General features: G+C 53.9%; 20 protein-coding genes. 16 read left to right on the top strand and 4 right to left on the bottom strand.

All coding sequences use genetic code 11. From position 1 onward, the window contains the following. Nucleotides 1-87 precede the first annotated feature (87 nt). Nucleotides 88-1,053, bottom strand: coding sequence for a helix-turn-helix transcriptional regulator (locus tag O3C79_RS13530; protein ID WP_494383520.1), 966 nt, complete (start codon nucleotides 1,051-1,053; stop codon nucleotides 88-90). A gap of 83 nt (nucleotides 1,054-1,136) precedes the next feature. Here O3C79_RS13530 and O3C79_RS13525 point away from each other — a divergent pair, with 83 nt between their 5' ends. From O3C79_RS13525 to O3C79_RS13515, 3 genes are all read left to right on the top strand, one after another. Next, nucleotides 1,137-2,054: a DUF1853 family protein gene (locus tag O3C79_RS13525; RefSeq protein ID WP_494383519.1), complete on the top strand. Its 918-nt coding sequence runs from the start codon at nucleotides 1,137-1,139 to the stop codon at nucleotides 2,052-2,054. Nucleotides 2,055-2,190: 136 nt separating this feature from the next. Beyond that, complete coding sequence (locus tag O3C79_RS13520) at nucleotides 2,191-3,336, top strand: efflux RND transporter periplasmic adaptor subunit (RefSeq protein ID WP_494383518.1); 1,146 nt, start codon at nucleotides 2,191-2,193, stop codon at nucleotides 3,334-3,336. After that, on the top strand, nucleotides 3,333-6,515 hold the full coding sequence (locus tag O3C79_RS13515) for an efflux RND transporter permease subunit (RefSeq protein WP_494383517.1): 3,183 nt from the start codon (nucleotides 3,333-3,335) through the stop codon (nucleotides 6,513-6,515). The genes O3C79_RS13520 and O3C79_RS13515 overlap by 4 nt, the downstream gene beginning before the upstream one ends. A 78-nt stretch (nucleotides 6,516-6,593) precedes the next feature. Here the strand turns inward: O3C79_RS13515 and O3C79_RS13510 are convergent, their stop codons facing one another. Beyond that, nucleotides 6,594-7,217: a TetR family transcriptional regulator gene (locus O3C79_RS13510; protein ID WP_494383516.1), complete on the bottom strand. Its 624-nt coding sequence runs from the start codon at nucleotides 7,215-7,217 to the stop codon at nucleotides 6,594-6,596. Nucleotides 7,218-7,437: 220 nt separating this feature from the next. Here O3C79_RS13510 and O3C79_RS13505 point away from each other — a divergent pair, with 220 nt between their 5' ends. From O3C79_RS13505 to O3C79_RS13455, 11 genes are all read left to right on the top strand, one after another. Then, nucleotides 7,438-9,597 (top strand): PepSY domain-containing protein, encoded by a 2,160-nt coding sequence (locus O3C79_RS13505; protein WP_494383515.1) that lies wholly within the window; start codon nucleotides 7,438-7,440, stop codon nucleotides 9,595-9,597. A 151-nt stretch (nucleotides 9,598-9,748) separates the two neighbouring features. Continuing rightward, entirely contained in the window at nucleotides 9,749-10,432 is a 684-nt protein-coding gene (locus tag O3C79_RS13500) for a lytic transglycosylase domain-containing protein (protein WP_494383514.1), read from the top strand. A gap of 96 nt (nucleotides 10,433-10,528) precedes the next feature. Then, nucleotides 10,529-11,023: an NUDIX domain-containing protein gene (locus O3C79_RS13495; RefSeq protein ID WP_494383513.1), complete on the top strand. Its 495-nt coding sequence runs from the start codon at nucleotides 10,529-10,531 to the stop codon at nucleotides 11,021-11,023. A 174-nt stretch (nucleotides 11,024-11,197) separates the two neighbouring features. Then, nucleotides 11,198-11,485, top strand: coding sequence for a DUF1330 domain-containing protein (locus tag O3C79_RS13490; RefSeq protein WP_076464022.1), 288 nt, complete (start codon nucleotides 11,198-11,200; stop codon nucleotides 11,483-11,485). 92 nt (nucleotides 11,486-11,577) lie between these two features. Then, nucleotides 11,578-12,357, top strand: coding sequence for an SDR family oxidoreductase (locus O3C79_RS13485; RefSeq protein WP_494383512.1), 780 nt, complete (start codon nucleotides 11,578-11,580; stop codon nucleotides 12,355-12,357). A 184-nt stretch (nucleotides 12,358-12,541) separates the two neighbouring features. Next, nucleotides 12,542-13,465 (top strand): AraC family transcriptional regulator, encoded by a 924-nt coding sequence (locus tag O3C79_RS13480; RefSeq protein WP_494383511.1) that lies wholly within the window; start codon nucleotides 12,542-12,544, stop codon nucleotides 13,463-13,465. A 185-nt stretch (nucleotides 13,466-13,650) separates the two neighbouring features. Continuing rightward, nucleotides 13,651-14,265, top strand: coding sequence for a LysE family translocator (locus tag O3C79_RS13475; protein ID WP_494383510.1), 615 nt, complete (start codon nucleotides 13,651-13,653; stop codon nucleotides 14,263-14,265). A 161-nt stretch (nucleotides 14,266-14,426) separates the two neighbouring features. Further along, nucleotides 14,427-16,340, top strand: a complete 1,914-nt coding sequence (locus O3C79_RS13470; RefSeq protein WP_494383509.1) for a bifunctional diguanylate cyclase/phosphodiesterase — start codon at nucleotides 14,427-14,429, stop codon at nucleotides 16,338-16,340. Beyond that, nucleotides 16,337-17,017, top strand: a complete 681-nt coding sequence (locus O3C79_RS13465; protein WP_494383508.1) for a transglutaminase-like cysteine peptidase — start codon at nucleotides 16,337-16,339, stop codon at nucleotides 17,015-17,017. Before O3C79_RS13470 ends, O3C79_RS13465 begins: the two co-directional genes overlap by 4 nt. Nucleotides 17,018-17,138: 121 nt before the next feature. Beyond that, nucleotides 17,139-18,194, top strand: a complete 1,056-nt coding sequence (locus tag O3C79_RS13460; protein ID WP_494383507.1) for a diguanylate cyclase domain-containing protein — start codon at nucleotides 17,139-17,141, stop codon at nucleotides 18,192-18,194. 26 nt (nucleotides 18,195-18,220) lie between these two features. Beyond that, on the top strand, nucleotides 18,221-18,430 hold the full coding sequence (locus O3C79_RS13455; protein WP_494383506.1) for a DUF3955 domain-containing protein: 210 nt from the start codon (nucleotides 18,221-18,223) through the stop codon (nucleotides 18,428-18,430). 34 nt (nucleotides 18,431-18,464) lie between these two features. Here the strand turns inward: O3C79_RS13455 and O3C79_RS13450 are convergent, their stop codons facing one another. After that, nucleotides 18,465-19,061 (bottom strand): SAM-dependent methyltransferase, encoded by a 597-nt coding sequence (locus tag O3C79_RS13450; RefSeq protein WP_494383505.1) that lies wholly within the window; start codon nucleotides 19,059-19,061, stop codon nucleotides 18,465-18,467. Nucleotides 19,062-19,206: 145 nt separating this feature from the next. Here O3C79_RS13450 and O3C79_RS13445 point away from each other — a divergent pair, with 145 nt between their 5' ends. Together O3C79_RS13445 and O3C79_RS13440 are read left to right on the top strand one after the other, a co-directional pair. Then, nucleotides 19,207-19,575 carry a hypothetical protein gene (locus O3C79_RS13445; RefSeq protein WP_494383504.1) on the top strand — a complete coding sequence of 123 codons (369 nt, stop codon included), beginning with the start codon at nucleotides 19,207-19,209 and terminating at the stop codon, nucleotides 19,573-19,575. A 39-nt stretch (nucleotides 19,576-19,614) separates the two neighbouring features. Next, entirely contained in the window at nucleotides 19,615-21,000 is a 1,386-nt protein-coding gene (locus O3C79_RS13440) for a dihydrolipoyl dehydrogenase (protein ID WP_494383503.1), read from the top strand. 240 nt (nucleotides 21,001-21,240) lie between these two features. Here the strand turns inward: O3C79_RS13440 and O3C79_RS13435 are convergent, their stop codons facing one another. Continuing rightward, a complete protein-coding gene (locus O3C79_RS13435) occupies nucleotides 21,241-22,974 on the bottom strand; it encodes an ATP-binding protein (protein WP_494383502.1) in 1,734 nt (577 codons plus the stop codon). Between the last annotated feature and the right edge of the window lies 1 nt (nucleotide 22,975).

Below are 22,975 nucleotides of genomic sequence, written 5' to 3'. Positions count from 1 at the left end.
TCAATTTGCGTTTACTGAAAATGAGAATGATTCCATTTAATGGTTATGCGCAGTTATGCGATATGACAGAATGATTATGAGAACTGTTCAGGATTGGCGTAGAAGGCTGCCGGGCGAGTATCCGTACTGCCGCTTGAACGCGGTAGTAAAGTTGGAGGCGTGACGATAGCCGCAGATATAGGCGGTGTGCTCAATGGCATGACCACTGGCGAGCAGGGCGTGCGCCTTGGTTAAGCGCTGGCGACGAATGAAATCAAACAAAGGTTCACCGAACAGGTCGCGGAACTTGCTGCGCAGACTGCTGCCACTCATGGCGGTCTGTTGCGCCAGGGTTGCCAGTTCATAAGGCGCTTCGGGTGCCGCAATGATTTGCGCATGCAGTGCATGGAGGCGGGATGATTCGGCAGGTGATAGCTTTCTGTTTCCCTTCAGTGGGTGTTGCTCTTGCTGTTGCCCATGTTGCCCATGTTGCCCCAGCAACTGTAAAGCCAGGCCTTCCAGTATCAGTGTGTCGGCAGTGCCCAGTGGGGCGTGCGAGATCTGCTCATTTAACTGTTGATGCAGAGCAGGTGACAGGCGCCAGAGCTGAGGGGTATCGGATGCTCTTACCTGGTTGAGCAAATGGCTGAACGGTGAGCCTTCAGGCAGTTTCTGAGGGTGGGCCAGTGTCAGCGTGCGCAGGTGTTGCTCGGCGCGGTGATACACGGTGACCGGTTGAGCCTGATGCAAGGAAAGACTCAGCGCCATGCCCGGTTGCAGGGCGAAGGACTGGTGGCCGACACTGAAATCGAGCTGACCTTCGAGTACCGAGCAGATAAACAGAGAGGACGCTCCGGTGGAACGGGATTCATAGGGGCTCAACACCTGAACATCTGACAGGGTAAGCTGAAAGCCCGAGGCCAGGGACTGTTCGCGCACATGGCCTCGCAACACGGGGCGTGAGGAACTGTGACCCGCTTCTGGAAAGCAGTATCGAATATCGTATTTACGGCCCAGCGCATGAAAGTCACTGGCGGTAAAAGATGTATCAGCAGGTGCAGCAGCCGGGTTCACGTCCAGACTCCGGGTAAGGGCGATAACGCGTAAAAGCCTATTATTGTAAATGATAAACATTATCTTTTTAAGGGAGGTCAGTAATGACGGCTGAAACGCAAAGTGATGGGCAGGGCGCATTAAGGGGATTACAAGCGTCCCGTTTACGCCACCTGGCCTGGCTATGTCAGGCACCCCAGCTTTATGTGGGAAAGCAAAGCTTCATGCCCCAAGACTGGCTGCCCAGTGGTTGGCAACAGACTTTACTGGCGTGGGAGCAGCAACCAGATCAGGCCCCAAAGCGTTTACAGACACCGGCCCCGCGGCGCCTGGGGGCCTATTTTGAAATTCTCTACCAGATTCTGATCGAAGACCTGCTGGGGTGGACTATCGAGGCTCAGAACCAACAGATCATCAGGGATGGTCAAACATTGGGTGAGCTGGATTTTCTCGTGCACAACCATCACACCGGTGGTCTTGAGCATCATGAAATTGCTGTGAAATTCTACCTTGGGTATCCCGGTCAGGCAGGGGAAGCGCCTCTCTGGTATGGGCCGAACAGCCGGGATCGGCTTGATCTCAAAACGGATCGGCTGCTGACCCATCAATCGAAAATGGCGCTGCGACAGGAAGGGCAGCAGTTGTTGCAGCAGTTGGGGCTAGATGAGCCGGTAACGCCGAAAGTGTTCATGCCCGGTTATCTGTTCCAGCCTGAAGGGCCTGCCCTGCCGTTGCCTGAGCAGGTCGGTGCACATCTTGATACCGGCCACTGGCGTCGGTTAAGCACGTTTTCGACGGCAGACGGGATTTGGGTGCCGCTGCATAAGCCTGACTGGCTGGGGCCTTATTGGCAGTCAGACTGTCCTGAGCCAAGTGCCGTAGAGGCCAGAGTCCGTGAGTGCAGAGAACATGACTGGCCCTGTCTTTTGGCACGGCTGGAACTGACTGAGCTGGGGTGGCAGGAACGTGAGCGTTGCTTCCTGGTACCCGATGGCTGGCCGAGTGCTGCCGTGAAGGGGTGAGCATCACCCCTGGCGCTGTCTTGGTGCTGTCATCGGCTGTTGACTAAAGTGGTAGGAAGCAAGTCTGTATTGTTTACATTCATACATGTATGAATGTAAAATTTGACTTTATCTACCAACTCTCGGAATCCACGTAATGATGACATCCGTTTCCAGGTGGCGAGTCCTCCTGCTCGCTGGCGCGACGCTGTTGCTGAGCGCCTGTGGCGAAGAACAGAAGCAGGCTACCGCCGGTGCACAGAGTATGCCGCCGGTAACGACTGAAGTAGCGACCATCCAGCGTCAGGATATTGCCCTGAACAAAGCCTACTCATCTCTGCTGACCAGTGAGCATGAAGTAACAATGGTTGCACGTGTAAATGGCACCTTGGAGACCCGTCAGTTTGAGCAGGGTGACCAGGTCAGTGAAGGCCAGCTGCTTTACACCATCGAGCCCGAGCAGTACGAGGCGATGGTGAAGCAGCATGAAGCCGATCTGCAGAGTGCCAAGGCTGAACTGGCCCGTGCGGGCCGCGATGCCGAGCGTTACAAGTCCCTGCTGCAGCGCAGTTCTGTCAGCCGTCAGCAATATGATCAGGCCCTGGCTGAACAGCAGGTTGCGCGAGCACGTGTGGCTCAGGCTGAAGCCGCCTTGGCCAGCGCCAATATCGATCTGGGCTATACCCGTGTGACTGCGCCAGTCTCCGGTCGTATCGGTCTGAGTCAGATCAATCTGGGTAACCTGGTTAACGCCGGCACAGAGCTGGTCACCATCACCCCGCTGGACCCTCTGGAAGTCCGTTTCCAGATGCCGCTCAAGGATGCGTTGGAACTGCGCAGCCAGCTGGAACTGGACGATCTCAACCAGATCCATGCCAGCCTGAGCGTGGCCGGTGGCAGTGGTCAGGCAGATACCGAGCTGCAGGGTACGCTGGACTTCCTGGGTGTTCGTGTTGATCAGAAAACCAGTACAGTTCAGGCGTCTGCCAGCTTTGCCAACCCGGGTGCCAAGGTGCTGCCTGGTCAGTTCGTGCGTGTCAGCATCGAAGGTCTCAAGCGCTACAACGTGCTGGCGGTGCCGGAGATTGCGGTTACCCAGGGCCTGATGGGACCTCAGGTATTCGTGGTTGATGATGAGAACAAGGCCCGTGCCCGCACCATTGAACTGGGTGAAGTGGCCGGTGAAATGCAGATTGTTGTGAGCGGCCTGGAATCCGGCGACAAGGTGGTTGTGGGTGATCCGTCCGGTATCAAACCGGGCACACCGATCAAAGCGGCGTCTGCCCAGGGTGACGATGCATGAACTTCGCCAACTTCTTCATAAAACGGCCGATCTTCGCCACCGTACTGGCGATCATCCTGACAGTGATCGGGGTGGTCAGCCTGCGCGTGTTGCCGATCGAGCAGTACCCGAGTGTGGTACCGCCGAGTGTGTCGGTGGAGGCTACCTTCCCGGGTGCCAACGCCGAAACAGTCGCCCAGACAGTAGCCGCGCCCTTGGCTGAAGCCATCAACGGTGTTGAGAACATGATCTACATGACCTCCACCAGTGCCGATAACGGCTTGATGTCGATGGAGGTATCCTTCAACGTCGGCACCGATGGCGACATGAACACTGTAAACGTCAACAACCGTGTTCAGGGGGCCTTGTCCCAGTTGCCGGACTCGGTGCGGGCACAGGGCGTAAAAGTTGAGCAACGCTCCAACTCTATCCTGTTGCTGTTGGCATTGATCTCGCCGGAAGGCGACTACGACAAAGTCTACATGCAGAACTATGCGACCCTCAATATTCTCGACGAACTGCGCCAGATTCCGGGCGTGGGGGCTGCCGAGGTGCTGGGTGGTGGTGAGTTTGCGATGCGTGTGTGGATGGATCCGCAGAAACTGGCGCAGTACGACCTGACACCAACAGAGGTGGCAGCGGCCATCCGTGCCCAGAACACCGAGGTACCAGCAGGTAATCTGGCAGGTACACCGCAGAGTGAGCCGCGTGCCTATACCTATACCGTCAATGCGGGCGGGCGTCTGTCCAGTGCAGATGACTTCCGTAATATTTATCTGCGTACCAACGCGGATGGCTCGGCACTGCTGCTGAAAGATGTGGCACGGGTTGAACTGGGTGCGTCTTTCTACGGTGTAGAAGCACGCCTTGATAGCGCCACCATGGCGCCGATCATTATCAACCAGCAGCCGGGTGCCAACGCGCTGGAAACGGCTGATGCGGTGAAAGCGAAGGTAGAGGAACTGTCTCAGCGTTTCCCGCCGGGGCTGGAATATGTGGTGCCGTACGACACCACACTGTTCATCTCCGCTTCCGTGGATACGGTGATCCAAACCTTCATCGAAGCCTTTCTGATTGTGGGTGTCATCCTGTATGTCTTCCTGCAGAACTGGCGTTTTACCATCATCGCCATGTCGGTGGTGCCGGTATCGGTGGTGGCCACTTTTGCGGGTTTCTACCTGTTTGATTTCTCGTTGAACCTGCTGACGCTGTTCGCACTGGTGCTTTCGATAGGCATAGTGGTGGACGATGCCATCCTGGTGGTGGAAAACGTGGAACGTGTGCTGGCGGAAGATGAAAACATCAGCGTGCGTGAGGCCACGGTATTGGCCATGAAAGAAGTGGGTGGGCCGGTTATTGCCACCTCGTTCATCATGGCGGCGGTATTTATTCCGGTCGCCTTCCTGGGTGGTTTTACCGGCCAGATCTACCAGCAGTTTGCCCTTACGGTCGCCATTTCAGTTGGTTTCTCGGCCCTGATGGCGCTGACCTTCACGCCGGCGCTGTCGGCGGTGTTTATCAAACACCACAAGCCGGGTGAGAAGGAAAGCGGCTTCATGCATGCGTTCCATGCCCCCCTGCGTTGGTTTGAGCGAGGCTTCAGTGCGGTGACCGCGCTGTTTACCCGCATTGTGACCTTCCTGGTGCGACGTTGGTTGGTGGCGCTGGTGCTGACTGCCGGTTTCAGTTACGCCTCCTGGTGGATGTTTGCCAACACGCCCACGACGCTGGTGCCGCAAACCGACCAGGGCATCGTGCTGGTCAGTGTGCAGTTGCCGGATGCGGCGTCGCTGGATCGTACCAACGACTACATGGATAACGTCAGCAAGCAGATTCAGGAAATTCCGGGTGTTGATCACGTTGCCGCTGTGGCCGGTTACGACATCCTTACCAGCGCCGTAAACAGCGCGCGTGGTGTCATGTTTGTGAGCCTGGTGCCCTGGGAAGACCGAGATCTGAAGGTAGATCCGCTGATCGGTCAGATTATGCAGATCGGGGCCATGACACCGGGCGGCAGTGCGATTGCCTTCAACATGCCGCCGATTATGGGACTGTCGACCACAGGTGGTTTCACGGGTTATCTGCAGTCCTACGGCGGTGCCTCACCTGAAGAGTTGTATCAGGCTTCAGTGAAAGTGATGCAAGCAGCCAACCAACATCCGGCGCTGAACCGTGTCTTCACCACCTTCAACGTCAATGTACCGTCCTACCGGGCCGAAATTGATCGCCAGAAGGCGCTGAGCTACGGCGTAGCATTGGAAGACCTTAACGCTACGCTGTCCAACACTCTGGGTAATGGTTTTGTGAACTACTTCAGTTACCAGAACCGCAACTTCCAGGTGTTCCTGCAGAACGAAGATGCCTACCGTCAGCAGCCGGATGACCTCAACACCATCTTTGTCCGCAGCGGCATTAGTGGTGAGCGTCTGCCCCTGTCTGAGCTGGTTACACTGGAGCGTCAGCTGGCGCCGGCCGTGGTCTCGCGCTTTGGTGTCTACCTGGGGGCCCAGTTCCAGGGTGGACCGGCGGCCGGTTACAGCTCCGGTCAGGCCGTGGCTGCCATGGAGGAAGTGGTCCAGGAAACACTGGGCGATAACTGGGGTATGGGCTGGACCGGTACCGCCTATCAGGAAACTACTGTCGGCAACACAGCTGCACTGGCCGTGGGCTTCGGCATTCTGATGATGTTTCTGATCCTGGCGGCTCAGTATGAAAGCTGGTCGCTGCCGTTGGCGGTACTGACAGCAACGCCGTTTGCCTTCTTCGGTGCCGTGGGCGGCATCATGATGCGCAGCCTGGAGGTCAGTGTGTATGTGGAGATCGGCTTGCTGGTGGTTGTGGGCCTGGCGGCGAAGAATGCGATCTTGATCGTCGAATTTGCCGAACTGCAACGTCGTGAGCTGGGTAAAAGTATTCAGGAAGCAGCGATTACAGCGGCGGAACTGCGATTCCGTCCCATCGTCATGACATCGCTGGCGTTTATCCTGGGCACTATCCCGCTGGCCATGGCTACCGGTGCCAGTGATACCAGCAGCCACCACATCGGTACCGCGGTATCCGTGGGTATGGCGTCTGTTGCCATCATCGGCAGCTGCTTTGTACCGACGTTCTACGCCATGATCGCTTCGGTATCGGAGTGGCTGCAGAGCAAACGCTCATCGTCGGGCGAGCAGGGTAAGGTTGGAGAAGTGACCAGCTAATCCATCCTGCCAAGCAACATACTGAAAAGGGCGCCTCGGCGCCCTTTCTTGTGTTCGTTAATGTCGCTTAATGTGGAATCAGTCAGAACTATCCGTGCCGCCCATCATGTTCAGCAGCGTGTCCAGCAATACGCGACCCTGCTGCGAGATGGAGTAGTCTTCCGGCTGGCGAATCCAGGTATGGAAAAGACCGGATAAAACCGCATAGAGCATTTCGGTCGCGACATCAGCCGAGATGTTTTTCAGCTGACCCTGGGCTTCTGCCATTTTGAAGTAGTGCTGCAGTACCTCGAAGATTTCTTCAGTGATTTCCCGTTCCATCTCCTGAGGGTCGATATCGCCAAAGAGTTCGCAACGGTAGGTGAGAATGGTGTGCACACGGATTTTTTGCGGCGTTTCCAGTTGTTCCAGGCCATGGATGCAGGCCGCACGGATGGCCTCCAGTGGCGAAGCTTGGGGGCACACCGTATCGACCTGGTCAAACAGATCCTGGAAGGGCAGGTGGACACGCTGTAGCATGGCCTTGACCAGATCGGCCTTGTTCTTGAAGTGCCAGTAAAGCGCACCCCGAGTCATGCCAGCGTGTCGTGCGACCTGTTCCAGAGAAGTACGGGCAACACCGTGCTCCAGAAACATCTCTTCTGCGGCATCAATGAGCGCCTCACGGGTGGCCGCAGCTTCAGCTTTGGTACGTCTTACCATCGCGTTAAAGCTCCAAATACGTGTACGGGGAATAGGGTTAAGTTTACCGTAACGGGGCCTGAAAAACATCTATACATCTCTGTTTGTATGTTTAATAGCACCTACATCCGGCCAGGTTATTTACATATCTTTACGCTAAATTAACCCTTGTTTAAGCATGGGAAAGTTAAAATCGAACAACTGCTGAATTAAGCCAATCAATTCTAAGGATGGTTGTTTCATGAGAGCTTACCTGTTGCAGGTGCATCGCTGGCTGGCGTTGTGCCTCACCCCTCTGTTTATCCTCATTACTTTGACCGGCATCGTGCTGGCCTTCAAGCCGGTAGTAGAGGATCTGGCGCCCTCCGCCTATACGGGTGAAGTGGTGATTTCACAGCTGACCCAATTGGTGTCTACAGCCTCTTCTGACGGCAATATCCGCTCTATCGAGCGCAGTGATGTTGATGGCCAGTGGCGTGCCCCTGGCATTGGCGAATACCGTTTGAGCGATTTCGAGCGAGTGGGGGATGCCGAGGATGCAACGGGCGCTTTCTTTGCCTGGGTAAAGGATTTCCACAAGGATCTGCTTATTGATGCCAGCTGGCTGGTTGAGTGGGTCACCTATGCCATGCTGGCGATTATGGTGGCGGGTGTGTTCCTGGGCTGGCCCAAGTTCAGCCAGTCCTTGATCGGTTGGCACCAGTGGCTGGGTGTCTGGCTTCTCCCGCTGGCATTGCTGCTGCCGCTGACGGCAATACTGATGACCTTGCATGTAGGGCGGCCTGACCTGGGCCTGCAACGCGGGGCAGGCGCGACGCATTTGGCACAGGGGATTCAGCAGGCGTCTGAGCGCTATGATCTTACGAGTATTCAGAGTGCCAGCCGTTTCAAGGCGGGCTCAGTCCTGATTCAAACCTCGGACCAGACATTGGTTGTCAGTGGTGGGCAGGTAACCCCCATCGATATTGAGTCCAATCTGCCCAAACAACTGCATGAAGGCCTCTGGGCGGGCTGGTTCTCCGGCCTGTTTAACGTGCTTGCCGGCAGTCTGGTGCTGGGGCTTACCCTGACTGGTGCGATTAACTGGCTGCGCCGCCAGCGTCTGGCCCGCTCCAGCCAAGTCAGTGGAAATGCTGAAGTGCTGGTGCTCTTTGCCAGCCAGACCGGTACCGGGCAGGGGCTGGCAAATGCGACAGCGGGTGCGCTTGAGCAGGCCGGCATCCAGGTTGACCAGGGCGCACTGCCAGCGTTCAAGCCTGAAGACTGGCAGCGTTACCACCAGGTGCTGGTGGTGTGTTCCACGACCGGTGAGGGACAGTTGCCGGACATGGCAAAAAGCTGGGTTAAGGCACTTAAAGGCGATCAGCTCAAGGATGTCAGCTTCAGTCTGCTGGCATTGGGGGATCGTCGTTACAGACACTTTTGTGCCGGTGGCCATCAACTACAGGCAGCGCTGATAAATGCGGGCGCTGTTGAACTCATGCCGCTGCATGAAGTGGATGGGGATCCCTCTGATGACTGGTCTGCCTGGATGCAACAACTTGCCGAGCACAACGGCTGGTACCTTCAGTCGCAAACCCTGGAACGCCAGCGCCAAACGTGTCAGGCGAAGTTGATTGAGCGTGTTCGTCTGGATGAGGCGCGGGATGCCGATAGCCCCAGCAGCTATGGCCTGATACTGGAAGTGCCGGAGCAGACTCGTTTTGCACCTGGGGATCTGGTCCAGATTCAGCCAGTACCCGGTGCCGAGCCTCGAACTTACTCGGTGGGTTCTTCATCAGATGTGAGCCCAGGGCGTATTCGCTTAACGGTCGGCCTGCTGCGCTATGAAAATGAGCAGGGAGAAGAGGTGCTGGGATTGGGCAGCAGCGAGCTTTGCCTGAACTGGCCGGTAGGTGAGTCGCGTGAACTTGATCTGGTCTCACACCCCGGCTTCAACCCGCCCGAGGATAGCGAACAGCCTTTGATCCTGGTCGCCACTGGCTGTGGTATCGCTCCCTTTATCGGCTTCCTTGAAGCACGGGCAGCGGCGGGGCGGAAAGGGCCGATCTGGTTACTGTTCGGCAACCGGTATCAGGAAGGTGATTTCCTCTACCGGGATCAGATTGAGGCATTGGCACAACAGAATGTCATTACCGACCTGGATACGGTGTTTTCCCGAGACGGCGGCTCACAACGCTATATTACCGAGCGTCTGCAGCAGCGCAGCGACCAGCTGATGGACTGGATAAACCGTGGTGCAGCCCTGTATATCTGCGGCCGTGCATCTACCCTGGGGCGTGGCGTCGATGACCTCTTGCATGGATTACTGCAGGCACGTGGCATGAATGCAGAAGAGGCCGCTCTGGAGTTGCAGCGCTGGGAGCAGTCCGGGGTGATTCACCGCGATCTGTTTGACTGACGGACTGGTCGCACAGGGGGCAATTGGCCCCCTGATGTTGAACAGGATCAACCCGGATAGACAAAGCTGTTAGAGATGGCAGCATTTCTTGTGGCAGAGCACTAGAATGAAGCATTCAACGGTTTATGTTTGATTTGCTGCCATGTTTCCAATGTCCCGATCCTGTTTCACATTTCTGCTTTCAGGTGTACTGCTTGCGTCACCACTGGCTCAGGCTGAGGTGCGCCGTATCGTGCACCCTGATGGCCGTGTGGAGTACACCAACATTGCCCCCCAGCAAAAAGCGGGCGTGGTAAGCACCTATTACAAATACCGCAAGGAAAACGGGGTGCTTTCGTTTACGGATGAAAAGCCCAGCGGTGTCGAGTACGAAGTGGTGCGCTTCGACTGTTATGCCTGTCAGGTCAATTCAACCGTTAACTGGGAAACCACACCGCTGTTTCTGGAACCCTATCGCAATCTCGTGAACCGTTTTGCCGATGCCCACGGGGTAGATCCTGCGCTGGTCCGGGCGATTATTCATGCCGAATCCGCTTTTAATCCCGCTGCTTTGTCACGGGTGGGGGCTCAGGGCCTGATGCAGCTCATGCCGGGCACTTCAGTGGAATTGGGCGTTACCAATCCGCTGGATGCCGAACAGAATATCTCCGGCGGGGTACGCTACCTGGCCAAATTGTTGAAGCTCTACGATGGCAACACCCGACTTGCCACAGCGGCCTACAATGCTGGTCCTGGTGCTGTTGGAGAGTACTCTGGCGTGCCGCCTTATGCAGAAACCCAGGCCTATGTGAAGCGCGTGGCCATTCTGCATCGCCGCTACCGAACCGTCGAATAGGCGTCTGGCACTACGGGTTTACCCAACATTTGGTGGCTTCTGGCGCAATAATACTGCTAATCTGAATGAACAGTTGTGTTGAGCAGGTGCCAGATCATGACGGGAATTGAGCCTCAAAAAAGGAACGCGGTACGGGGACTGATAATCCAAAATGATAAGGTTCTGCTACTGAAAAAAGATGGCTATGAAACCGGGGGCGTGCGATATGCCCTGCCCGGTGGTGGCCAGGATGCCGGTGAATCCCTGGCTGATGCCCTGAAGCGCGAGTGTCAGGAGGAAATCGGCAGCAGCGCCGAGGTCGGCAGCCTGGTAGCCGTGACGGATTTCATCAAACAACGCGACACCGAGCCAGTCACCTGGCGTCATGTGGTTGAATTCCTGTTTCTTTGTTCTCTCCCCGATGACTTCCAGCCGAAAAATGGCCCTGCGCCCGATAAACACCAGGTGGATGTGGTGTGGATGCCGGTTGCCAAGCTTGGTGACCTACAGCTGTTTCCCCAGTTTTTGAATACGCTGATTCCAGCCATTACAGGCGGTCAAACTCAGGGCATCTATCAGGGACGTTTTGTCGATACGGGGTTTGAGGATTAGTTGCTGGTCTGTACAGACAGCGCTATTGCCGTGTTCTATTTACCCGCTTCATTATCGCAACATATCAACCTGCTTGCGCATTAAGTCAAATAGGTGCCTTCAGACTCTCTTAGTATGTTTTGACAGTCCTGCCGGAGCTTGCAGGTAATCGCAGCACAATAAGAGGAACTAAAGATGGCCGCGTACGTTATTTTTGATATCGATATTTTCAACCTTGAGCGCTACCAGGAATTCATGATGAAGGCGAAGCCTGCGATTGAAGAAGCGGGTGGTAAATATCTGGCCCGTGGTGGAGAGCACAAGGTACTGGAAGGTGACTGGGAGCCGCGTCGCATTGTGTTGTTTGAGTTTCCCTCCATGGAAAAGGCAGAAGCATTTTACTACAGCGACCTGTATCAAAGCCTGAAATCGATTCGCGATGAGTGCAGTCACGGCCGTGTCGTTGTGGTGGAAGGGCTTTAAGTACGACAAAAACACTGTGAGTGAGGTGGTCGGCAGGGTGTTGCGCGCATCTCGGTCTTCTCATGCTCAAGCAGCATCAATAAGGTTTGGTTATGAATCTCAATATTAAAGGCCGTAAGGCGATTGTTTGTGGTGCATCCAAGGGGCTCGGACGTGCCTGCGCACTGGCGCTGGCCGAAGAGGGCGTTGATCTGGTGATCAATGCACGCAGTCCGGAAGCGCTTGAAATAACGGCTAAGGAAATCAGCGAGCAAACCGGTGTCAGCATTCAAGCAGTGGCGGCTGATATCACAACGGAGGCTGGTCGTGCTCAAGTACTGGCAGCCTGCCCAGCCCCCGATATTCTGGTGACCAACGCCGGTGGTCCTCCTCCCGGAGATTTCCGCGACTGGGATGAAAAATCCTGGCATGACGCGGTAGATGCCAACATGCTGACACCGATTTTCCTGATACAGGCGGTGGTTGATGGCATGCTGGAACGTGGCTTTGGCCGCATCGTCAATATCACTTCTTCAGCGGTTAAAGCGCCTATCTCTATTCTGGGGCTGTCCAATGGTGCACGTACGGGCCTGACCGGTTTTGTCGCGGGCCTGTCCCGTGAAACCGTTGCCAAAAACGTCACTATCAACAACCTGTTGCCGGGCTCCTTTGAAACTGATCGTTTGACCTCAACGGTCGAGTCTTATGCCAAAAAACTGGGTGTTACCGCTGACCAGGTACGCCAGCAGCAGATCGAAGCCTGCCCGGCCAAGCGTTTTGGTGATCCTGCCGAGTTTGGTGCCATGTGTGCCTTTATCTGCGGTGCCCAGGCTGGTTTCATCACCGGCCAGAACCTTTTGCTGGATGGCGGAGCCTACCCCGGTACGTTCTAAATATTCAGCTTCTTACCGTTGTATTGAGGCTTCACTGCGCTTCAGGCAGAGGCGTAGTGAGCTTACTACCCTTACACTCGTGTGATGCTTTTCTGACTCCCGCTGGTATAGCTATGCAAGGCTGCTGCCGGTGCGTATTCTCTTGGCTTGATCAGCCTCGATAAAACGGACACCGATTATTGTTATGGATAAAAAATACAAAGCGCGAATTGAGCGGGTGCTGGCCTATATCGAAGAACGACTGCCGGAAAAGCTGTCATTGTCTGAGGTGGCCGCCGTTAGCCATTTCTCGGAATATCACTTTCATCGTATTTTTACAGCCGTCCTGGGCGAAACCGTTAATGATTATATCGCCAGGCGTCGGCTGGAACGTGCTGTTAACCGGTTGATCTTCAAACCTGATACTCCCATCACGCAAATCGCGCTGGACAGCGGATACTCATCAAGCGCGAATTTTTCCAAAGCTGTCAGTCTGCATTTCGGGTTCAGTCCCAGTGAAATACGTAATCCCGCCAGGATTACAAACAGCAAGATTGGAAAACTGCAAAGCAAGTATGGAAAAGTCTTTAACCCCTTCGATTTATATCCTGATGCCATCACTGCTGAGGTGATAAAAAGCAAACCGCAAAAGGATGTAACCATGAATGTTGAAATCAAGGAATTGGCCGGGATGTCTGTGAGCACTCTGGCATCCAAGGGGGGATACTCCCCTGAATCCATCTATGCGACCTGGGACAAATTGATTGATTGGGCGGAAAACAATGGCATAGCAGCCTCCAAACAGACTCGCTTTGCACTTGCGTACGATAACCCGACGGTTACACCAATCGACAAGTGCCGCTATACCGCCGCAATCGTAGTCCCGGAGTCGGTGCCGGTTGCGGAGCCCTTTGTAAAGTCGGAAATCCCCGCCGGAAAATACGCGGTTCTGTATTTCAAAGGGACACCTGAAGAGACTTTGCAGGCCCAGCTTGGCCTTTATGCCGAGTGGTTTCCGGATAGCGGGTTTGAGCCGGATAACTACCCGATGATGGAGCATTACCTGAATGATGCCCGCGTCGATGGGTACGTTGAGATGGAAATTTACGTCAAGTTGAAGCCCCTGTAGGGCCAATACAGCCTGAAGCTATCGCAAGGCATAGCTTCAGGCTCATTTGAGGGCTATTGTCATGTGCTTCAACCCCATGTCACAGCTAGACTTTTTAGACACTGGAATACAGGCGCGGGAATAACCGCTTGCACCGAAAGGGCTGTCGGCGTCGTGTTAGCAGACAACAAGGAGGTACTAAGCCCATGACACTCTTTATCGCCTTTCTCGTTGCTGCAACTCTCCTTACGCTGACACCGGGCGTGGATACGGCGATGGTTTTGCGTGCTGCCGTGGGTAGCCGTCAGCCAGTTGCCTTCTGTGCTGCATTCGGTGTTATTTTGGGGTGCCTGGCATGGGGCGGGGCTGCCTCGCTGGGTCTGGGCGTTGTGCTTCAGGCTTCAGAGTTCCTCTATCTGGCATTAAAGCTGGCAGGAGCTACGTACCTGATCTGGTTGGGTGCAAGCCTGCTGTTTTGGCCTCGCAGCGCCGTAGATACTGATGAAAGCCGATCTGCTTTGCAGCCCCTGGCTGCGTTCAGGCAGGGGCTGGTGACTAATTTGCTCAACCCTAAAATCGGCATCTTCTATGTCTCCTTCCTGCCTCAGTTTATTCCGGCTGAGGTGAGCGTTTCGCTGTACTCCTTCTTCCTTGCTGGCGTCCATTCACTGCTGACGCTGCTGTGGTTCACTGTATTGATTCTTGTTGCAGGCAGGATCAGCCGATGGATGCAGAGCCCGCGTGTAATCGCGCGTTTTGATCGGGTTACCGGTGGTCTGTTTATTGGCTTTGGTGCCAGACTCGCGATATCTCAAGGCTGAAGTATGAAGAATTCGGTAACCAGACATCTTTGTTTTACATTCGGCAACTCTAGACTAAGCTAAAATCGTTTTGCATTGCGACATACAAGTGCCGCCCTGATGTGTCGGCTGCTGGCCCTTATCCGTGGTGTGACAGGGCTGCATGAAAAAGGAGTCTTTCGATGACGCTCTCCAAGCAGTTGATGCTGTTGATTTCGGCCATGTTTCTGGCCATCTTCTCGATAAACTTCTATACCAGCCTGAATAATATCCGAGACTATCTTCAGGAAGAATCTGAGGTACATGCTCAGGATACGGCAACGTCTCTGGGGCTCTCGCTTAGCCCATACATTCTTGATCAGGACGACACTATTCTCTCCACCATGGTCAACTCCATCTTTGACCGTGGCTACTATCTGGAGATTCGTCTGGAAAACATTGATGGCGAGGAGTTGCTAAGCCGCACCAACCCCAAACGTTTCGAGCAGGTTCCCGAATGGTTTACCGAGCTGTTCCCCCTGACAACGGCCACAGCCAAATCGGAAATTGATGCGGGCTGGGTTGTAGGTGGCACAGTTTATGTCACCACCCATCCGGGGATTGGCTATTTGAAGCTCTGGCAACAGGCCCAGGATTCTCTGATGTTTGCAGCTATCGTACTGGCCGTTTTTGTCATTTTGCTTTTCTGCATGTTGCTTCTGGTGCTGAGGCCGCTGAACAAAATCAACCAGCTTGCGCTCAGTATCGGCGAAGGTGACTTTGCCAGAATCGATAAACTGCCCTGGACCACCGAAATACGCAATGTCGCCAAGTCCATGAACCTCATGTCGGGCAAAATCGAGAAGGTCATCACTAACCTGAATAACCGTCTTGAAGAAACCGGCAAACGATTGCATGTCGATGAGCTCACCGGGCTGGAAACCAAGGCAACATTTGAAACCGAAATGAAAGAACGGTTCATGTCCCGAGAGCAGGGGTACCTGTTTATCCTGCGCATCGATGAATTGGGTAAACTGGCGGCAACCCTCAGTTCTGACAAGGTCGATACCTTCATCAAGTCCTTCGTCAATGAGACCCGTGCCGGGCTCAAGGACGAAGAGGTGGCAGGTGATTTTCTATACCGTATTGTTGGTGCCGAGTTTATTTTGATTGCCGATTGTCAGAATCAGGCCAGTGCCGAGTCTCTTTGCAAAGCCATTCTGAAAAGGCTCGAAGCGCTTGGCTCTGAATACAATAAAGACAGTGTGGCTCATATCGGTGGTGTTGCTTTCGATCCTCAAGGCACCACGGCTGCCTTGATTTCGGCGGCGACGGAAGCCTATGAAAAAGCACGACTGATCGGCCAAAACAGTTTCGCCATTACCGAATACAGCGCCAATACTCGCAGTATGGATGAGTGGAAGCAGCTTGTCGGCGATGTGGTGGATAATCAGCGAGTTGATGTGAACTACGGCATGAAAGCCTACAGTCTTGCTGATGGTCAGGCTGACCAGCTGGTTCTGGAAGAGGCCATGTCCAAGGTATTTGATGAGCAGGGCGAAGCGCTGCCTATTGGTACCTTCATTTCCGTTGCGGAAACACTGGATCGAATTGTCGAATTTGATCTGAACATCGTCTCGCGGGTGATGGATTATATCCGTAATGAGCAGGTCAGCCACAATGTGGCGGTGAATATCTCCTTTACGGCGCTGGCCAGTAATGAGTTTCGTGGTCAGCTATACCCGGTGCTGGAGGCGAACCGGGATATTGCCCAGCATCTGACGTTCAGTATTACGGCCTATGGTGCCACACGAGACCTGAAGGCGTTTAGCAGCTTTATTGACTTTGCCCACCGCCTGGGTGCGAAAGTGATGCTCAAACGCTTTGAGAGCCGCTTTATCCCAATGGACAACCTCAAGCAGTTCCGTCTCGACTATATCCGTCTGGCGCGTATCTATACGGAGAACATCGGCAATGATCCCGAGAAGCGGCGTCTGGTTGAAGCCATGAAAGAGCTGGGTGAACTGCTGAACGTCGATATTCTTGCAGAGTCGGTCGAAACAGATAATGACCTGCAAGCCGTACGCGAAATTGGACTGACAGCGGCCAGCCGATGAATACCAGCTATCGTCCCCGGCAGCCCGCATACATACGTATGCTCGGTGTGCTCCTGCTAAGCGTGCTAATGTGCCTGGCGGCACCGCTCGTCTCCGCCAAGGGACTGGTTGAGTTCAGTCCGGCCCTGTTGGGCCGGGTTGAAGCCAAATTCGGCAAGGAAGCCGTACTCCGGCTACAGGCGCTGAAAAAATTGGTCGAAAGTAACCAGTCCCTGTCAGAAAATGACAAGATCAAAATAGTGAATGATTTTTTCAACCGTGTGCCGTATTACACCGATTTGCAGCATTGGAGGGTAAAAGACTATTGGGCTACGCCCTTTGAGAAACTGACCACCTATGGTGGTGATTGTGAAGACTACTCAATCGCCAAGTATTTCACCCTGCGTGAGTTGGGTGTCCCCGATGACCGCCTGCGTATCATGTACGTAAAAGCGATCAACTGGGGGGAAGCCCACATGGTGCTGACCTACTTTCCCAAGCCCCGTACAATCCCTCTCGTACTCGACAACCTCAACCCCAGAATTCTGCCTGCCAACCAGCGTAAAGACCTGATACCGGTTTACAGCTTCAATGGTGATGGCCTCTGGCTGGCAAAAGAGCGAGGCACAGGTAAGCGTGCCGGCAGCTCGTCAAAAATTGGCCTCTGGTCAGATCTTCAGCGCAGGGTGCAGCAGTAACAATCCACTTTATGGCAGGGCCCTGATGAGGGTAGCTATTATCTGTCAGCAGTATTGAATACCCCGTCTACTGAGTAATAATGGTATCAGGACGATTTAGGCTTACACATTGGATGTCACCATGAATGTTTCTGAACCACCTGATTTTTTCTTTGAGATCAGCCAGCTATTACCGCCATGGCTTTTGTTGAGCCTGATTCTGGTACTGCTGTTCGTGGTTATTTTGCTTGTCCTGGCAAATAGACGTCTGAACACTCGCCTGCGTAAGCAAAGCGCTGAGCTGCAGGAAAGCGAACAGTCCTATCGTTATCTGGTCGATAATGCACATGACGGGATTGCCATCGTGCAAAACAAGCGCCTGGTCTATGTGAACCAGCGCATGTGTGAGATGACCGGCTATGATGAGCCGGCACTGCTCGCTCTGGATACATTTCTGCCGCTCATCGCGCCCGAGGCGCGGGAAACGATGTTGGGAAATTACATGCGACGTGTGGCTGGCCAGGGTGCTCCAAGCCGGTACGAGAGTCTGTTTTTGAGGCGGGATGGCACAAGCTACCCAATCGAAATAACAGGTGTATTGATAAGCTGGGGCGGCATGCCGGCAACGCTGAACGTGGTATCTGACATAAGTGATCGCAAAGCGGCGGAAGAGGCCGTCCACTTTCTGGCACATCACGATACTTTGACCAAACTGCCCAACCGGCACCAGTTTATGGAAAAGCTGGAGTATTCAATCGTTCAGGCACATCGTTCCGGGCAGCGTTTGGCTGTCATGTTTATTGACCTGAACGGGTTCAAGCAGATCAACGATACCTACGGCCATCACATGGGGGATGAGCTGCTCAAAGGAGTAGCGGGTCGTCTTAAACAGCAAGTTCGTGACGCAGACACTCTGGCACGTATTGGTGGAGACGAGTTTGTGATTTTAATGCCCAGCGTGACAGGGCGTGAAGGTGTCGAGACACTCATTGATCGTATCAGTACAGAACTTGAGCCGCCTTTTGCAATCGAACAGCAGAGCCTGAAAAGCAGTGCGAGCTTTGGATACGCGCTTTTCCCTGAAGATGGCCAAATGCCAGCAGAGTTGCTCAAGATAGCTGATCATAAAATGTACCGTGAGAAGCGAGCACTTTCTGCAGGCGGACTTGAGCGAAGGGCTGGGCTTGAAATTTCCTGATTTGAATACTGAGTCACGAGGCAGCAATGAGCGTAATCAAGCGATACCTACTGGCATTTCTGTTCAGCATCTGCGGATTTGCTTGTTTAATAGCCTATAAGGCAATCGGCTCGTACATCGATGAAAACGGGGTTCTGGTCGAGCCCTTCGGGTTTATTCCCTTGTTCTGGTTGTTCCAATTGCTGGCCGTGTCAGCCTTCGCCGTGTCTTTTATCAAATCACGGCGTGCTGGCTGACAGTGCTTAATGAAATAACCCCGGAAGCCAGACGCTAAGATGACCTTTTAACCCCAACCAGCTGAACCACATTACACTCTCCCTGATGAAGCTCACCTTCATCAACCGTCCTGACAACCTCTCTGGCTATCTGCAGGTCCAGTGCTTCAAATTCCTGCTTCAGGTCTGTCAAAGCCATCAGCATATCGAGGTCGCGAGGGCCGCCTAAACCAGGGCTGCTCAATTGATCTGGGCTGAACGCTTCCAGAATCAGCACGCCACCGGGTTTCAGGCCTGCAACCACCTTGGCATGGAGTTCACGTCTTAACGCTGAAGGTGTGTGAGCGAAGATGGAAACGATGCCACTCCATTGGTCCTGGCCGGCTTCCAGATGTGCCAAATCACCAATGCCGTACTGAATACGGGTACCTGATTTTGACGCCAGCTGCAGTGCCTTTTCGCGCCCGACCACGGATTGGTCTACGGCATGCACTTCGTATCCCTGACTAGCCAAATATACAGCGTTGCGTCCTTCACCTTCTGCAAGGCAGAGAACAGGTCCTTCAGGTATCAAGTGAGCCTGTTGCGCCAAAAAATCATTCGGCGCTTCGCCGTACATGTAAGTGTCAGAGTTGTAACGTTGATCCCACATAAGTCCCTCAGGTCAGTCGTAGACTTGGCCAGCACGAACGACATCAGCACTCTATGTGAAGATGCGTGGTACTTAAAACCGGCTATCAATTCATATTAAATGTCATTATATTAGATTTAGTTAATGTAGCGATAGATGCCGTTAAATGAAAATTACAGATTCACTGGCAATGGCCTCAGTTAGGCGCGTACTGTTCTTCGCTGTGTTGCTGGCGCTACTTGTAGGCGGGGCAGTGGGCCGTTTTACCAGTCCGGTTACAGGGCTGGAAGTGACCTTCTACAACGCCGGTGATCTCATGATTGAATCGATCAGTCTGGACTTTGGTAGCGCTGATACTCAATCCAGTATTCAGGCGTTTCGAATCCCGCCGGGCAAGGCCCGGACACTGGTGCTTAACCATGCCCCCGGTATGGGGTTTAACGTACAGGTCAACTATCCTGATGGCCGTAAACAGGAGTTTTGCGCCTTGCGGGGCGACAAGCAGGTAAAACCAAGGATTAACCTGAAGCTCTGAACCTGTGGTTACGGGCAGCCAACCTGACAAGGAGTTTTTATGCGCAAGGTAGATGTAGCGGTAATAGGTGCCGGCAGCGCGGGCCTCACGGCCTATCGTACGGCACGTCGGCATAATCAATCAGTCTTGCTGATTGACCCGGGCCCACTGGGAACAACCTGCGCACGTGTGGGTTGTATGCCAAGTAAACTGCTGATTGCTGCGGCCGATGCTGCCTGGCACATGCATCATGCCGATACCTTTGGCGTGAGTGCCAGTGGTATACAGATTGATGGCGAAAAGGTGATGCAGCGCGTGCGGGGCATGCGAAATCGTTTTGTCGGCAAGGTACTCAAGGGTATGGAGTCCATCCCCGAAGAGGATATCCTGCAAAAGCCCGTACGTTTCAAAACAGACCACCTGCTGAAAACCCCTGACGGAGAGCTGATAGAAGCTGGCCGCATTGTGATCGCAACGGGCTCTCGACCGGCAATACCCACCTTTTTAAATGCCGCTGGCAAGCGCCTGCTAGTGAATGACGACCTGTTTGAACTGAATACTCTGCCTGAGTCCGTCGTCGTATTTGGACCGGGCGTGATTGGCCTTGAACTGGGGCAGGCACTGCACCGCCTGGGCGTGCGAGTGCGCATGTTTGGTGTCGGAGGTGCAATAGGCCCCATAGGTGACGATGAAATCCGCCAGGCTGCACAGGACTGTTTCGGCAGCGAATTCCCGCTTGATCCTGATGCACAAGTGATAGACGTGAAAGAGACATCGTCAGGTGTGTTGGTCAGTTTCGAGGCAGAGAACGGCCAGACTCTGACCAAAGAGTTTGAATACCTGCTGGCAGCGACGGGGCGTCGTCCCAATGTGGACCAGCTGGGGCTTGAAAATACCAGCCTTGAGTTGGACGAACGGGGTGTACCGGTGTTCGATCCCAACACACTCCAGTGCTCTGCAGAGCACATGTTTATAGCCGGGGATGCCAATAATTATCTGCCACTGCTGCACGAAGCCTCTGACGAGGGGGCCATTGCTGGACGCAATGCCGCGCTATGGCCAGATGTTGCGGCAGGAGACAGAACGGTACCGCTGGCGGTTGTGTTTTCCGACCCCCAGATTGCAACGGTGGGGATGCGACCCGATCAGATTGAGCAGGCATTCGCCAATGCCTTTGCAGTTGCCTCGTTTGATTTTGCCGACCAGGCCCGCGCCAAGGTAATGTCGCGTGACCTTGGCCTTATGAAAATCTGGGCCGAGAAGGGCAGTGGTCAGTTGCTTGGCGCTGAAATTCTTGGGCCGGAGGCAGAGCATCTGGCGCACCTTCTGGCCTGGGCCATGCAACAAAAGCTTGGCGTCGATGAACTGCTTGCCATGCCGTACTACCATCCGGTGCTGGAGGAGGGGGTGCGAAGCCTTCTTAGAGCCCTGAAAGAGCGGATCTAATCCTGATATGAGTGAGCAAGCTATCTGATTTTCTAAGCTGAAGTTAGTCAATGGTTGTATTACAGACCGGTGAGCTGCGGTGCTTGAAGTGAGGACTGATTGAATAGAACCTCACTTCCGGTGTTGGCCCAAAGCTGACATTAACGCCCAGTGTAACCGGAGCCCAATAAAGCGTAGTGTAATTGGGCATCCGTGTTTACGCTCCTGTTATAGCGAAATGGGCTTGGTAACTTTTTGCTCCTATTGAATACTCTGCTTACGCCAGTTATCAACAGCAGTTGATAAACGCATATCTTTGACTGGTTTCTGCCATTCATCCCAAAAATCGACCGTACCGCTATTTGGTTTGTGTTTAGGCTCGTCGATTCTGATCCGACTTGGTAGCAAACTGGCATCACCAACAACAAGCGCTTCACCTGTGTCGAGGGTCGGCAATATGTCGCTGAATCCGCCGAGGCTATCAGGAAGTAAACGTTTGATAACGCCCTGATCCTCGGCGTTGGTCAACCTCATGGATACAAAGTTGCTGCACTGACTGAGCATCGTCTTATTTACTTCAGACGGACGCTGACTTATCACGACTAGGCTGACACCGTATTTCCGACCTTCCTTCGCAATGCGCTCGAAAATATCGAGCGAGATGTCATCGGCAGAATCGGCCATGCTGCGTTGAGGCATGTAGAGATGTGCCTCATCACACAATAGGGCAATAGGATGGCGCAACTCCGCTGGAGTCCAGTGTTGGACTGAGAACGTGACCCGTGCAACCAAAGATACGATCAATGGCAGAACGTCCGAAGGCACTTCCGAGAAGTTAATGATTTTAATGCCAGCCTTGCCATTTTCATCTGTGCTCCCGAGTACCGCAGTGGTAAATTTCTCAAGCCAGGTAAAATCCAGCACGTCTCCACCAACGTTGAACATAAAACCAAGGCGTCTATCGGAGATTTTGTTCTCAAGGCGGGAAATCATGCGGGCGAGTTTCCCGAAAAACTCACCTTGTTTTTCACTGCCAGCCCTCGCCCCAGGAACCATCTCAACGTTGATCTCATTCAATCGTTGCATAAGGACATCGAGATCAAATGGAACTGGGCTATCGACGGTGAAATGCTTCAATACATCGTGCTGACCGTTTTCCTCTAGGTATTTTTGCTTAGCCTGGTTGATTTCACGCGCCATAATCATGGCTTGGTTGGGGGCATTCTGATCGCTACGGTCGACGAACATGGACACGAGCGCTTCATATGAAAGCAGCCAATACGGCAGGTAGAGGACACCATCGCCGATGGTTTTCTTCGCCTCAACGTCTGCTGGTCCGGCAATCTTAAAGTGCTGGATGCCCTGTCCCACCAGCGGCGAGTATTCTCCATGGAGATCGAAGACGATGGCGTTAGCTGTAGAAAGCCCCGACATCTGCTCGATGATCTTGGCAGTCGTCCAGGACTTACCTGAACCAGTGCTGCCGCCAATAAAGGCGTGGCGCTGGAAAAGTTTATTGCCGTTGAGGTACGCAACGGCGTGTTCATCCAGCGTGTATTTGCCGAGAGTCAGGGCATTCCCATCGGCTGAGACGCTGGAGAGGGTACGCATGAATCCTGTGAGGTTTTCACCCTCCAGCGAGAAGCAGTTCGCGTCAATTTCAGGAACGCTTTCGAGAGTACGACGGAACACATTCTCCTTTTCGCCATCACGGTCCATCATGGTGCCAATCAGAGCAATACGGCACAGATTTAACTCTGAAGAGTGGTCATTGATACCGTCATTTATAATCTCTTCGATACCGCGCTTACGGGTCACCTGCGTAATCAGGCCGATGAGGTGCTGTCCCGGCCTGCTGCTTTGAAGGACAGCAAGGTGGTTAACCTGCAACCTTTTGAGCTGGTCGATATTCTCCACCTCGACGATCACATTTGTTGTATCTACGGAGGTAACTTTCCCAAGTGCTTCTTCGTCCTTAAAGTTAAAAATTGGCATA

The organism is Marinobacterium sp. NO-S09 (genome assembly GCF_059179545.1).
Note: the sequence above shows the minus strand (reverse complement) of the source record. Positions and strands in the feature narration are given on the sequence as shown.